Source organism: Bacillus sp. SRI_025 (genome assembly GCF_057592095.1).
Genome location: NZ_JBYEGB010000004.1, coordinates 17,852 through 31,039, shown reverse-complemented (window position 1 = coordinate 31,039; position 13,188 = coordinate 17,852). Strand labels below are relative to the sequence as shown.

19 protein-coding genes are annotated in these 13,188 nt (G+C 42.0%); 4 read left to right on the top strand and 15 right to left on the bottom strand.

Annotated elements, in window-relative coordinates; genetic code table 11:
- The first annotated feature begins 58 nt into the window (after positions 1 to 58).
- The gene (locus AC20OE_RS12485; RefSeq protein WP_007499784.1) at positions 59 to 538 is read left to right on the top strand and encodes an N-acetyltransferase; all 480 of its coding nucleotides are present in this window, start codon (positions 59 to 61) and stop codon (positions 536 to 538) included.
- Positions 539 to 583: 45 nt separating this feature from the next.
- Here AC20OE_RS12485 and gerR read toward each other — a convergent pair whose 3' ends face one another.
- The 3 genes from gerR to AC20OE_RS12470 form a co-directional block, all read right to left on the bottom strand.
- Entirely contained in the window at positions 584 to 1,123 is a 540-nt protein-coding gene (gene gerR / locus AC20OE_RS12480) for a sporulation-specific transcriptional regulator GerR (RefSeq protein WP_059377055.1), read from the bottom strand.
- A 138-nt stretch (positions 1,124 to 1,261) separates the two neighbouring features.
- Positions 1,262 to 1,435, bottom strand: a complete 174-nt coding sequence (gene rpmF / locus AC20OE_RS12475) for a 50S ribosomal protein L32 (RefSeq protein WP_008354700.1) — start codon at positions 1,433 to 1,435, stop codon at positions 1,262 to 1,264.
- Positions 1,436 to 1,456: 21 nt separating this feature from the next.
- Positions 1,457 to 1,975 carry a YceD family protein gene (locus tag AC20OE_RS12470; protein ID WP_019743276.1) on the bottom strand — a complete coding sequence of 173 codons (519 nt, stop codon included), beginning with the start codon at positions 1,973 to 1,975 and terminating at the stop codon, positions 1,457 to 1,459.
- Positions 1,976 to 2,181: 206 nt separating this feature from the next.
- Between AC20OE_RS12470 and AC20OE_RS12465 the strand changes: the two genes are divergently transcribed.
- Entirely contained in the window at positions 2,182 to 3,426 is a 1,245-nt protein-coding gene (locus tag AC20OE_RS12465) for a nucleotidyltransferase (protein WP_059377113.1), read from the top strand.
- Positions 3,427 to 3,466: 40 nt separating this feature from the next.
- On the opposite strand, the gene AC20OE_RS12460 is transcribed toward AC20OE_RS12465, so the two are convergent.
- The gene (locus AC20OE_RS12460) at positions 3,467 to 4,495 is read right to left on the bottom strand and encodes a SepM family pheromone-processing serine protease (protein WP_039178313.1); all 1,029 of its coding nucleotides are present in this window, start codon (positions 4,493 to 4,495) and stop codon (positions 3,467 to 3,469) included.
- A gap of 4 nt (positions 4,496 to 4,499) precedes the next feature.
- Positions 4,500 to 5,279: a patatin-like phospholipase family protein gene (locus AC20OE_RS12455; protein WP_487268889.1), complete on the bottom strand. Its 780-nt coding sequence runs from the start codon at positions 5,277 to 5,279 to the stop codon at positions 4,500 to 4,502.
- 148 nt (positions 5,280 to 5,427) lie between these two features.
- Here AC20OE_RS12455 and ylbJ point away from each other — a divergent pair, with 148 nt between their 5' ends.
- Positions 5,428 to 6,636, top strand: a complete 1,209-nt coding sequence (gene ylbJ / locus AC20OE_RS12450) for a sporulation integral membrane protein YlbJ (RefSeq protein WP_487268888.1) — start codon at positions 5,428 to 5,430, stop codon at positions 6,634 to 6,636.
- 13 nt (positions 6,637 to 6,649) lie between these two features.
- On the opposite strand, the gene coaD is transcribed toward ylbJ, so the two are convergent.
- The 9 genes from coaD to AC20OE_RS12405 all read right to left on the bottom strand — a co-directional run bounded on the left by coaD (position 6,650) and on the right by AC20OE_RS12405 (position 11,708).
- Complete coding sequence (gene coaD, locus AC20OE_RS12445) at positions 6,650 to 7,132, bottom strand: pantetheine-phosphate adenylyltransferase (protein WP_024426917.1); 483 nt, start codon at positions 7,130 to 7,132, stop codon at positions 6,650 to 6,652.
- Position 7,133: 1 nt separating this feature from the next.
- Positions 7,134 to 7,691 carry a 16S rRNA (guanine(966)-N(2))-methyltransferase RsmD gene (gene rsmD, locus AC20OE_RS12440; RefSeq protein WP_216100332.1) on the bottom strand — a complete coding sequence of 186 codons (558 nt, stop codon included), beginning with the start codon at positions 7,689 to 7,691 and terminating at the stop codon, positions 7,134 to 7,136.
- A 310-nt stretch (positions 7,692 to 8,001) separates the two neighbouring features.
- The gene (locus AC20OE_RS12435; RefSeq protein WP_003212137.1) at positions 8,002 to 8,274 is read right to left on the bottom strand and encodes a YlbG family protein; all 273 of its coding nucleotides are present in this window, start codon (positions 8,272 to 8,274) and stop codon (positions 8,002 to 8,004) included.
- Positions 8,275 to 8,339: 65 nt separating this feature from the next.
- Positions 8,340 to 8,789, bottom strand: a complete 450-nt coding sequence (gene ricF, locus AC20OE_RS12430) for a regulatory iron-sulfur-containing complex subunit RicF (RefSeq protein ID WP_007499807.1) — start codon at positions 8,787 to 8,789, stop codon at positions 8,340 to 8,342.
- A gap of 57 nt (positions 8,790 to 8,846) precedes the next feature.
- Positions 8,847 to 9,254: a hypothetical protein gene (locus AC20OE_RS12425; RefSeq protein ID WP_487268887.1), complete on the bottom strand. Its 408-nt coding sequence runs from the start codon at positions 9,252 to 9,254 to the stop codon at positions 8,847 to 8,849.
- Positions 9,255 to 9,326: 72 nt separating this feature from the next.
- Positions 9,327 to 9,575: a YlbE-like family protein gene (locus AC20OE_RS12420; protein ID WP_039178297.1), complete on the bottom strand. Its 249-nt coding sequence runs from the start codon at positions 9,573 to 9,575 to the stop codon at positions 9,327 to 9,329.
- 19 nt (positions 9,576 to 9,594) lie between these two features.
- Positions 9,595 to 10,008: a YlbD family protein gene (locus tag AC20OE_RS12415; RefSeq protein ID WP_024424279.1), complete on the bottom strand. Its 414-nt coding sequence runs from the start codon at positions 10,006 to 10,008 to the stop codon at positions 9,595 to 9,597.
- Positions 10,009 to 10,119: 111 nt separating this feature from the next.
- Complete coding sequence (locus tag AC20OE_RS12410; RefSeq protein WP_058837749.1) at positions 10,120 to 11,163, bottom strand: CAP domain-containing protein; 1,044 nt, start codon at positions 11,161 to 11,163, stop codon at positions 10,120 to 10,122.
- A 122-nt stretch (positions 11,164 to 11,285) separates the two neighbouring features.
- Complete coding sequence (locus tag AC20OE_RS12405) at positions 11,286 to 11,708, bottom strand: CBS domain-containing protein (protein WP_260776087.1); 423 nt, start codon at positions 11,706 to 11,708, stop codon at positions 11,286 to 11,288.
- A gap of 161 nt (positions 11,709 to 11,869) precedes the next feature.
- Here AC20OE_RS12405 and AC20OE_RS12400 point away from each other — a divergent pair, with 161 nt between their 5' ends.
- The gene (locus AC20OE_RS12400; protein WP_039178290.1) at positions 11,870 to 12,235 is read left to right on the top strand and encodes a YugN family protein; all 366 of its coding nucleotides are present in this window, start codon (positions 11,870 to 11,872) and stop codon (positions 12,233 to 12,235) included.
- Positions 12,236 to 12,302: 67 nt separating this feature from the next.
- On the opposite strand, the gene ctaG is transcribed toward AC20OE_RS12400, so the two are convergent.
- A complete protein-coding gene (ctaG, locus tag AC20OE_RS12395; RefSeq protein ID WP_144491175.1) occupies positions 12,303 to 13,181 on the bottom strand; it encodes a cytochrome c oxidase assembly factor CtaG in 879 nt (292 codons plus the stop codon).
- Positions 13,182 to 13,188: the final 7 nt, after the last annotated feature.

Below are 13,188 nucleotides of genomic sequence, written 5' to 3'. Positions count from 1 at the left end.
ATGAAAACGCCTTCAACGAAATCACTGTCAACATTATGTGTGTAAGGGGGAAGATCATATGACACAAGTAAAGCGACTTCTAATCAATTACAAAACTTTAGAGGAATTTAAACAATTTAAGGAATATGGCATACAAGAACTATCTATGCTTGAAGACCTTGAAAGTAATATGATAGAAAATGACAGCAACTCTCCATTTTACGGGATTTATTTTGGAGATAAGCTGGTTGCACGTATGAGCCTTTATCAAGTGGACGGCTCGACGACAACGTATTTTGACCACAATCATGATTATTTAGAGCTGTGGAAGCTGGAAGTGCTTCCTGGGTATCAGCGTAAAGGGTACGGCGAGGCACTTGTTGATTTCGCCAAATCTTTCGGATTGCCTATCCGGACCAATCCACGCGTCAAATCTGCCGGTTTTTGGGATAAAATGGGCTTTGAAGCAGTGAAATATGATATGGAACGCGATAAAGGTGAAAATCCACTCATCTGGGAGCCCGCCCATATTCAAAAGAATACAGGTGAATCCGCTTAATACTGATGGCAAAACGCCCCTCCTTTCTCTGTGAGGGGCGTTTTCTTATTTAGCATATTCTTTTAAGTTGATATTCTGTTTGACTCTTTCAACAATCCCAATGAGTGCCCGGTAATCTTCTTCTGTTATTTTTAATTGCCGCTTCAAATGTTCATTTTCTTCCGTGAGCGACTTCAGTTGATGCTGTGCATCCTCTAGTTCTTCGCGTAAATAAACAGAGCCAGCAGGTTCTTTTTCAAGCTGCTCTAAAAACTGAATCACTTCTCGCAAGGTTAATTCAGCCTGATTTGAAGATGCCTTCTCTTCTATCGTTAACGTATTTTGCGGTAAACCAGAGGAATGAATTCCAATCTTTTTACGCAGTTCTTTTCGCTGTTTTTTCGCCAGCTCAATGCCTGCCTGATATTGTTTTCTAACGTATGAGTTCCATCTGAATCCACATGCTGCAGCTGTTCTTGACAATGCTTTCCCGACTTCCTCAAATGCGGAAAGCTGCGTTCCTCCATCTCGAATGTGCCTTAAGACGACTTCTGCTAAAAGTAAATCTTCATCTTGTGTCCATGCATCCTGCCTTGTAATCGTCAATTGATCATCCCCCCTGAATCTGAATACCACATCATATGCGCTTACTAGAGTAGATAGACTATTTGCAGGAGAGAAACCTAAAAAATAGACAAATAAAAAAACGCAAGGGAAGATTCCCTTACGCTTTTTTATCAAGCATTAGTTGCTTTTTACGTCTTTGCCTTTGTATGTTCCGCAAGATTTGCAGACACGATGAGAAATTTTCATTTCACCGCATTCTGGGCAAGCTACCATACCAGGTACTTGTAGTTTGAAATGCGTACGACGCAATCTTTTTTTCATTTTAGAAGTTCTTCTAAAAGGTACAGCCATTATTCCCACCTCCTTAAAGAGTTAAGATTCATTATTTTCTTCTAAGAGCTTCTTCAAGCCTTCCAGACGCGGATCAATTCGGTTTTGATGTGCATCTTCCGAAATGACCGCCCAGTCATTCCCTTCCTGTGGTGCAGCACCTTTTACGTCTGTTTGGTCGCAAAAGATTTGCATCGGCACTTCAAGAAGAATTTCTTCCTTGACTATAGGCGTTAAGTCGATGATATCGTCTTCTACAACAGATACGTCTTCATCTTCTATATCGTCTGTCTTATGAAGTACAAATAGTTCTTTCGTTGAAATCGCAAATGGATAATTTACATCAACAAGCGTTCTTGAACAAGGCAATGTCATTTCACCTGTGATGGTTAAATCAAATGCGACTTGCTTTGATTCGATCACTCCAGTCCCTTTCACCTCTACTGGTGAAATGCGACGTATATCTGAATGAAGGCTAGTAAGTTCATTTAAGTCAACCGTCTCATGAAAATCGAAGCTGTTTTTAGCTTTTTGATGTAACTGATAAACTGTCCATTTCAATTGTATCACCTCTAAGAGCAACAAACATGATTATAGCTTTCATCATGCTATTTGTCAATATTTTTTCTTTACAGTCCTTTGTGATGTCAGAGCGTTGTTTGACATCAGTTCACGGAATGCCTACACTGAAAAAAATGGGCTTCATTTTTCCCTTATGCTACTGTAGCATAGACCATTTAACCATAGCAAGAAAGGCGGAACATCTATTGAAAGCAACAGGAGTCGTTGTCGAGTACAATCCATTTCATTATGGACATGCCTATCATGTTCGTCAGGCGAAAACACATACCTCCTCAGATGTAGCCATTGCCGTCATGAGCGGTTCCTTCCTCCAGCGCGGAGAGCCTGCCATCGTCTCCAAATGGGCACGTACTAAAATGGCATTACAAAACGGTGTAGACATCGTATGTGAGCTTCCATACATCTATGCAGTGCAAAAGGCAGAAACCTTTGCAAACGGCGCTGTGTCCATTTTAGACGCTTTAAAATGCCGCTCCCTTTTTTTCGGAAGCGAGGATGGAGATATCAAAGCATTTGAACGAACAGCTCACGCTTGGCATGAGAAAAAAGAAGAAATTGATCTTTTCACAAAAGCAAAGGTCAAAGAAGGACTTAGTTATCCAGCCGCCTCTGCCGCTGCGTTTCAAGAGATCATTGATCCTAAACACTTACTGGATCTGTCTAAGCCCAATAACATTTTAGGCTTCCATTATGTCAAAGCGATCTTAGAGAGATCTCCTCACATAGAGCCCTTTACCTCTCAAAGAATTGCATCAGGTTATCATGATCAAGAGCTTCCTAAACATCAGAAAATCGCAAGCGCAACAAGCATCCGAAAAGCGTTAAAAGAGAATGGGTCATTTGAAACTGTCGCCTCTTATCTTCCGGAAGCTTCGCTTAAGCAATTACATGACTATTATTCTTCTTATGATCTTTTACATACACAAGAAGACTATTTCAGCTTCTTAAAACATGTGTTTCACACAATGGATACAGCAGAATTAGAAGGCATCTATGAAATTGAAGAAGGCATCGAACACCGCATGCAAAAGGCGATCACGCATGCGTCCTCCTACGAGGAATATCTATCACTTTTGAAAACAAAACGATATACGTGGACAAGGCTGCAGCGGATGAATACGCACCTTTTAATGAGGGTAAAGAAAACTGTGATGCATGAGCTGCTAAACGAGAAACACACGCCATACATTCGTTTACTTGGTATGTCAAAGAAAGGACAGCAATACTTATCACTTGTCAAAAAAGAATTGGACGTACCGCTCATCAGCAAGCTGTCTTCCTTTTCACACCCTGCCCTTGATCTTGACATTCGTGCTTCCCGCGTCTTCAGCCTTCCCCTCAGCGAACCAATGCAAACAAAGCTAACAGAAGCAGAATTTAAAACCTCACCGATCCGCTATGATGAAGAGACTGGTCTCTTCCAATCTTGATAAAAAGAGCAGCCTTTGATGAAGGCTGCTCTTTTTTTAGTTAAGATGCTTTCTCTTTTAACTTGTTTAAATAGTTCAGTGCGTCCTGCATTGTGTCTACAGGAACGATTTTCATATCACTTTTAATATCTTTCGCTGTTTTCACTGCATTTTTGTAGTCGGAATTTGGATCACCTTTATCGTTTGGTGCAAAGAAGATATCTTTTCCTGCTTTATCTGCTGCAACGACCTTTTGATCAATGCCGCCAATTGGCCCGACCGTGCCATCTGCGTCAATCGTTCCGGTCCCTGCAATCGCATAGCCATGAGTTTCGTCTTCTTTTGTTAGCTGGTTATAAATTTCAAGTGACATCATTAAACCTGCCGACGGGCCGCCTATATTCTCAATATCCACCTTAATAGAAGGCGAGACTTTCACATTTCGGTCTGTAAATAATGATACGCCAATTCCAACTCGATTCGGCTCTTCTTTAAAAGGTTTTAACTTCACTTGCTGCGTGATATCCTTGCCGTTTCGTTCAAGGACAAAACGGACAGATGTACCAGCTTTTTGACGGCTGATATACGAAACCATTTTATCAGCAGAATCATACGTCTTACCATCAACGCTTTTAATCCGGTCGCCCACTTCAATTTTACCGTAAGCAGGCATGCCTTTCATGACGTAGCTCGCATATACCCCATTAAACGTATAATCTACTTTTTTACCTGCTTTTGTATACGCTGCAATCATGGCATTCTCTTGAGAGCTTTTCATCAGCTGAAGCTGTCTTTTCATATAATCTTCATCCGACTCTCCGTCCGCTTTAATATTTTCTTCTGGGACGATCTCGTCATATTTATTCATTTTCGCAAGCAAATACGTATACGGATTGGCTGGACCTACTTTAATCGTCATAAGAGAGAAGCTGCCCTTCTCACCGTATCCACCGTCCACTTGAATGTGGGGGGCAATCTCTGTTGCATCACCCGGCTTTGTCACGTAATACGGCAGTTTGACAAAAGTTAAGCCAAATAAGACAAGAACAACGACAAAAAAGCTGAGCCAGCGAATATTCAATTTTTTCATTCGATTAACACTCCCATTTATCAATGACATCTTTCAGTTTACCTGTTAATTGGTCTACGGCGAGTTCCCCAGCTTCAATCATCTCCTGAACCTGTGTGAACGAACTAGAGCTAAATGTTTCAAGCCTCGGCCGAATCATGAGATCTGCATGAATGGTTTGATGACGGACCAATTCATTTTGAAGGATGTCCAAACTTTGCATAATCACATCCGATAATCTCGTCGCCTTTTCTGTTTTTTTCACCCTTGATACATCAGAGGCGATAATAAGGTCTGCGCCCATTTCTTTTAACACAGACACAGGAATGCGGTCAACAACCGCTCCATCCACTAGCTGTCTGCCGCCCATTTCGTGAGGAACAAACACGCCTGGAATGCTGATGCTTGCTCTGACTGCTTGTGAGACAGACCCTTCTTTAAACACAACCTTTTCCCCTGTTTCGAGGTCACAGGCGACCACCGCAAGGGGCATTCTTAATTCTTCGAATGTTTTCCCATATGTAAACGTGTGAATCAGCTGCAAAATTCGATTTCCTTTTAAAAGACCGATTTTTGGCAGTGTATAGTCAGCATAATACTTTCTTCTGAAGACAAGTGCAAGTTTTTTCATTTTTTCTACGTCTTGTCCTGCCGCATAAAAGCTCCCAACAAGTGCGCCAATACTGCTTCCTGCGATCATATCTACCTGTATCCCTTGCTTCTCAAGACTAGACAAAACCCCGATATGCGCCATTCCCCTCGCACCCCCGGAGCCTAATGCAAGCCCGATGATCGGTCGCTTCATGAAAATCCACCCTCCTCTTTCTATGCATATATACGAATCTATAGGTCTAAACATGCCCCTACTGCTCGTATAGTAATAGAAGACAGGCTCGGCAAATTTCTTATCACGAGCTCGCCAATAGATCATAACGGCAAGGGGCGAAATCTCCATGAAAAAATGGAACACTCTGTTCATCGCTGCTTTTTTTATTTTTTTAACAGCCACTGTGATTACACACCCACAAGCCTCTTTGCAAGCGTCGAAAAATGGACTTGCAATGTGGTGGGAGGTTGTGTTTCCATCATTGCTTCCTTTTTTTATTTTGTCCGAGCTATTAATTAGTTTTGGGATTGTCAGATTTGTCGGAGTATTATTAGAGCCATTTATGCGCCCCATCTTCCGGGTGCCAGGTGTAGGCGGATTTGTCCTAGCAATGGGAATGGCTTCAGGGTTTCCTTCCGGTGCGAAATTAACGACAAGACTGAGGCAGGAAAGGCAGCTGACGCGGATCGAAGCAGAGCGTCTCGTTTCCTTTACAAATTCATCGAATCCATTGTTTATTTTCGGTGCGGTGGCTGTTGGTTTTTTTCATCACCCAGCTTTAGGCATTGTATTGGCAAGCGCACATTATTTAGGGAACCTTGCTGTTGGTGTGACGATGCGGGGATATAAAGCGCGGCATGATACGCATCTAAGAAGCCGCAAGAAATTTTTAATCCCGCCGTTTAAAGAGGCTTTCAATGCTCTTCATACAGCAAGACTCGCAGAGAAAAGACCGCTCGGCCAAATTTTAAGTGATGCAGTCATGTCATCAGTCCAAACACTCTTTATGATTGGCGGCTTTATTATCTTATTTTCTGTGTTTAGTAAAATGCTGTCAGTTGTCCATGTGACAGACCTTTTATCCATAGGGCTCGGATATATGCTGCAAACGATGCACCTTCCGCCAGAATTAGACCTTGCCATGATTGCTGGTTTATTTGAAATCACATTAGGAAGCCAGATGACGGGGGCACAGGAAGTCACCCTTCTCGCTAAAACCATTGTCGTCAGCTTTATTTTAGGATTCAGCGGGTTTTCTGTTCAAGCCCAAGTCGCCGGCATTCTAGCGGCAACCGATATCCGCTTTAAACCATTTTTCTTCGCCCGTTTGCTTCACGGGATTTATGCAGCTGTTTTTGCCTTTTTATTATTCAAGCCTCTTTATGTCTCTCGATCAGACATCGCTCTCCCGGCGGGTGCCTTTGATGCAGGCCAGCAGGTCGTCATGTTCAGCAGCGTGCTTTGGAATCAGCTTGTGACAGCTGGTCCTTTGATCACACTTTGCAGCTTGATTGTGTATATCGCGCTCTACTATCGGAAATTAAAAAATGGATGAGTGCCAGGTGCACTCATCCATTAAATTTTTCCTTCAGCGCTGCTTCTACCTCTTTTGGTACAAGATCTTTGACTGCCCCATGATATTTCGCTACTTCTTTGACAATGCTGGAGCTTAAGAAGGAATATTGATTGTTGGTCATCATAAAAAACGTTTCAATTTCATCGTCTAACACTTTGTTCATTGAGGTGCCTTGCATCTCATACTCAAAGTCCGTCACAGCCCTTAGTCCGCGTAAAATAACTTTGGCTTCTTTTTGTTTCGCGTAATCAACGAGCAGGCCGTGAAAGGATTCAACTTTGATATTTGGCAGCTCTTTCGTCGCTTGGCGAATAAGCTCACACCGTTCTTCAACAGTAAATAACGGTTTTTTAGATGAATTATTTAATACACATACATACACTTCATCAAAAATCTTTGCACCTCTTTTGATGATATCCAAATGCCCCAATGTGACTGGATCGAAGCTGCCCGGACAAACGGCTATGTTCCCCATATTAATTCCCCCGCTTTCTATAGATCGTAATACCAGTCAATCCGTACAGTTCCTGTCTTGTGATGTGAAGTTGTCCTGCTTCTTCTGGCAGCTTCACATCTTTATCGTGCTCACACACGATCACGCCGTCATCTGTTAACAAGGCGTGCTCGTCAATCATTTCAAGAAGTGCTTTTAGCTGTTGATCTTTATAGGGCGGATCAAGGAAGATGGCTTGAAAGGATTCATCTCGTTTCACAACAGCTGCGAGTGCACGCTTTGCTTCATTTCGAAACACTTCACTTTGATCCATTAGCGACAATTGATTCAGGTTGCCTTTAATCGTCTGAATCGCCTTCATATCTCGATCAACAAATATGCAATGATCGAATCCTCTAGAAAGCGCTTCAATTCCTAAACCACCGCTTCCTGCAAATAAATCAAGGGCCCATCCGCCATCGAAATACGGGCCGATCATATTAAATATCGATTCTTTTACTTTATCTGTCGTCGGTCTTGTTGATTGACCTGGTACCGCTTTAAGTGTGCGGCCTTTTCTCGTTCCAGAGATGACTCTCATTTTTCCACCACTTTTTCTGCTTGCTTCTATTGGTCATTGTTGATGACAAAAAATTCAACATTATCTTACCACATCACTCCTCAAGGAACAATGCGCGGATTTTCATTCATTTTCTATGTATAGATCAAGAAATCCGGGGTCATACTACTTATAACAGCATCTGATGTGGTGCTGTTGCCAACCGCGGAGAAGACTTACGTTTCCCCATAAGTTCTTCCTCCGGTTTCTCCTCTCCCTTTGCCTTCTCCTTAATGAATCATTAAGAATAGAAGGACCCCGCGGGTGATGCCGCGGGGATTTTTTTGTGTCTTTAAAAGCCCACCTTATAATCATACTCTTTTGCTTTGTCCAATTTGGATTCGTACTCTAATTTAATAAAAGGTTTATATGAAGGCTCAACACGTTTCACAAATGGTAACGAGCTGAGCTTAGCCATATGGCGCTCAAGATCATTCATATCACAATAGATCACCGCATATTTCATTTTCCTTGAAATATAGTGAACATTCCCGAATTTTCTTAGCGCTTTTGACTGCTTTAACGAATGCAGCCAGACGACCATCCCTTGACGTTTGGTTTCCATCTTTTCACCTGCCGCTTTTCAATTCTTTTCATTCATTATGTAAAAGACGAGACATTCAAGTCTCGTCAAGATACTTTACAGCCACAGCTGCCACCTGATCCACAGCCACCGCCGCATGATGATAGACCATCAAAATATGGGTTCCCTGTTGGAACTTTAATATATGCTGATACAGCTTGACCGATTTCAATACTAATCTCATCTAAGATGGATTGAATCGCTGTTTCTGCTTTTTTGAAATCAACCACTGTATCGTGAAGATCTAGCTTTCTTTTGACCTCACGCATTTCCTTTGAGATCGTTCTATAGTCCGGATGGTATTTGCCGAACCGCTGCACATCCTCATATTGCTCTTTTACTTTTGTAAAATGGGCAATAATTTGTTGGGCTTCTTCGTCTTGCTGGAGACGCTTAAAGCAGTTGCGGTAATGTTCAGCCTCCTCCGACTGAAGAATCATGGCAGCCAATTGATTTGCTTCCTCTTGGAGCTCCACAGATTCGATTGTCGCATACATAAATGTTGCACCTCCAATTCATAGTTTACCACGAAACCTATGGATCAGAAAATGCTTTTACGTGACAAATACATCCCATGTTTCTCTTTTCTGTTTATATTCTGGATGACGAGAATTCAGCACAACGGTCATTTTATGCTTTCCTTTTGAAAGGTGCTTGACCACAAATGCCGCAGTATACTCATTCCCTGCACGTTTCCCGTCTACATACACTGTGAAATATCCCGCCTTCTCGTTCTTTTTTAGACGCTCTGGCTGAAGATGAAAATCTTGAAGTGTACTTTCTATATAGACCGAAGATCCCTGCACTTTGTATTTCAAAAAGCCTTGCTGCTTCATTTCGCTTTGGGCTTGCTGCATGACTGGTAATGCTGGGTCTTGCTTGATCACTTGCTCTTCTCCATGTTGCCTTTGACACCCGGTAACAAGAAAAAGCAATGCGCCTATTGACAGCATCCATTTCATCATCTGATTCTCCTTTCATCTACTTTTATAGGATGCTCAGGAAATAGACATCTTAATCAACTCAAAAAAGCCTCAACCGGCTCCATTTTGATTGCGCATTGCTTGGAACATTTGAATCATCATTTCAGCCATTTGGACGCTATTGCTCAACTGACTTACACGATGAGGAATGGTTTTTTCGTAAAAGTTCATTTTATCTAATTCAAAGGACGATAGATTTTCAGGATGTCGCGTCAGCTGTCTGTACCAGAGAGGACGCTGCCTTATGAATTTGATTCGATCCTCTTCGGCCATGACAAATTCCTGTACTTCTTTTCGCACCAGAAGCATCCCCTTTCACTTAATCTTTCCTGAAGGAGAATGGGTGCTGACTGCCTCCAGATGAACCTTTCTTTGAACCATTGGATGAAAATTGGCCGAGTAAGCTTTGTAAAGAGGAAATAGACTGGCTCATTTTGTTAATCTGTTCATTCATTTGATCAGCGTCCATTTTTTTCACAGCAGAAACCATTTTAGACATAAAATCTGCTTTTCCTGCTTCACTTGGCTTAGAGGCTTTTTCTTCTTTAGCGTCTTCAGATTTCGATTGCCGGTAAGGTGACCACATCTCATCTTCCTCACCAAACATGACCCAATTCTCATAGACACTTTGCCAGCTTTTTTCTTGCGTTTGCACTTCTTGAATTAACTTCGGATGGCGTCTGACGAATTGTTTAAATTCATCAATGGATGTTTGTTTTTGCTTGTTTGTCATATCCTCACCCCCCATACAAATGCCTACTATACTATATACACCACCATCTATTTTGGTGAGCCTCTTTTTAAACATCAAAAAAACAGCTGCGACTTATGCAGCTGCTTTCGTTTAAGATGATTTCTTGATGAAATTCTGGGTGTAATATTTTTCTTTCACCCCAACGCCAAGATGCGTGTAATCTTTATTTAATAACGCCTTCCTGTGACCTTCACTATTGAGCCAGCCCTCTACCGCTGCAGGTCCATCGACATAGTTATAGGCAATGTTTTCACCTGCGAGCTGAAAGCCCACCTCGCCTCTTTCTAACCGGTCTTTCAGCGTACCGTATTTTTTAGATTCATGGGAGAAATAATGATTCTCTTTCATGTCCTCACTATGCATGAAGGCCACTTCAGAGGTTTCATCATCCCACTTTAAGATCGGCAGGTTGTACTTATGGCGGATAATATTGGTCATATCAAAAATTTGTTTTTGACTGGATGTTTCGATATCTTTCCACTTTTCGCCCGATATCGGCTCAGGTTCTACCAATTGACCTCGGTAGACGACCTCATACGGCTTTTGTTTCACAAATGTATCTGCGTTGAAGGCCCTGATACTTGAAAGGGTGCTTTCAAACTTATCCATGTAAAGCTGAACATACACATCATCTCCCACTTTCACAGTGGGTCTTGTATTCATATCATCTTCTGAGAATTCAAAGCGGTATGAATTTTGTTCATCCTCTACATGAATGTAAGGTGCAATTTGTGTTTTCTTAAATACTTCACTCGTGGCTTGACCGATTTTAAATGGTTCTACATTCAGTCCGTCTCCTGTTGCAAACAAGGTCACCACTTTACTATCCTTTACCCCTACTTGAATATAGTGCTTCTTCGATTGGTTGTAAATCCACCAGTCATAATCATATGCGGAAGGATCAATGCGATCTGGTTCTCCCAGCTGTTTAAGCACCTCGTTTGAAGATTTCCCCATAAAGGACATGAGCCCCTTCTTTGGGATATTGATCGGCTTATCGCTAGATGTTTCTTCATTAGACACCTTCGGTTCATTGCTGTTTTCTTTTTCTGGTGAAGATCCATATTGAATAAACAGAACGTACGTTCCAGATATAATCAGGAGGATGAGGAGTGTTTTGAGCACAGTTTTCAAATAAACACCTCCGTTAAATTGGCAAGGTACAAAAAGTACCTTCTACTGTCATTTAAACAAAACTTGCTCCATTTATCAACGACAATACAGCCTATTTAACACGAATTTAAAATATGCCCCTCTTAATGAAGAAATCCTTGTCCATGATCTTGATCCTGTTGAGAGATTTCTGTCAGTGCATCTCCCGCGCGATCATTTGATAAATCTTCGACTGATAAATCTCCAAGAGCGACAATCCCTGTTAATGAACCGTTTTTCACAACGGGAATGCGGCGGAGCTGATGCTCTGACATGAGACGGACAATTTCTTCAAGCGTTGCATCTTCTTCAGCTGTTAGTACTTCCTTTGTCATCAGCGAGCCCACTTCCTGTGAATTTGGCTTTTTTTCTGCAATACCTCTAAGCACAAGGTCACGGTCTGTCACTATTCCAACGAGCTGATCTCCGTCAACTACTGGAATGGCACCGATGTCAGCATCTCTCATTTTGACTGCTGCTTCATACGTATTGTCATCCTGCTGACATGTCACTACTTTTTTTGTCATAATATCTTTGATTTTTTTCGTTTTCACGTTGATTCCTCCATCCGTTATTTTCTTTATTACTGTAACCAGCTTATAAAAGAACATACCTTTCACAGTTGAAAGTTTAACGCTTTCATACTATGATTGTCAGTAAAGGGAAATTTTATAAGGAGGGGTTTTGGGTGAAGTTTGAAGGTACGGGGATTGAAGAGGTATCAGCTGACTTAAATAAATTAGATTTCATTATGGAAAGTGAAGGATTTGTACGAGCCGATCAATGGGATTATGAGCGTGTGACGTACGACAGAAAGTACAGCATGGTAGAGGGAACCTTTTATTTACGAATTTCCGGCTACGCCACTGAAGGAGATGTCGGTTCCAAAAAGGCACACATCCAGCTTCTAACACCATTACTTGGAAAACATTATTATCCACATGGCGTTGAATATGGCGAAGGCGAAGAATTCCCTAAGTCTCTCATCCAATCAAGCAAAAAAACACTCGCACAGCTGAAGGAAAAACTAGAAGCCATGACGGCTGAAGCATAAAACAAGGCTAAAATGATCTTTTAGCCCTTTTTCTAAGATGAAAGCACAGCCAGTCGGCTGTGCTTTTTTATTCATATTTCGGAATAAGCGCATCTGGTACGGCATCTTTTGCTCTTTCTTTTCTTGCCCAGTCAAAGAAGACAACAGCAAGAATAGAGCCGTACACAATCTCCTGAATAATTTTCATCAAAATGGCACCTAGCTGCTGATCCTCTAGCAGCGGCAAGGTGTGGAACATATCAGGTCCAGTGAGAGCAAGACCTGCCAGCATATCACTTGGCACACATAAATGCAGTGCTTGTATCCATGCACCTGCATCAGAATAGGTTGCATAGATCGGCGCCTCACTAAACATGATGAGTGCACAGGCCGGAGTCATCAATATCCCGTCTGCCATGATATATCCAAGCTTCAAAATGCCTGTGATCTGCGGCAGACTTTGAACTTTATGGACAAGCGGCCACCACATGAAAAAGGCAGCGATAAAAATAACAACCGTCATCAATGCGTGGTAAAACGGATCTGTTTTCACAAAATCAAACACAAGCGGAATGTGATACAGCGAAAACAAGCCGTTAAACCCAAGCAGTGCAATTAAAGGCTTGGAAAACAAACGGAAAACGGCTTGAATACCTGGTGTTTGAATGATCCGCTCCCAGATGGCTGCAGGCAATCCTGTAATAAGGAGAGGCGGGATGACTAAATAGAGCACTGCCATTTGCGCCATATGTGCACTAAACATAATATGCCCCATTAAATCAATTGGGCTCCCTTTCACAGCATATAACAGAACAAGCCCCGTCAGAAATAACGTTTTCTCTTTCACCGTCGCACGGTGCTTCCCCTTTGTCACAAGAAGCAGATAAAGAGCAGCTGCTATCACAATACAAGTCAAATAATAAGGGCTCCATAATGCCCGAAATCCGAATATTTCTAAGTTCTCCATTGCTGCG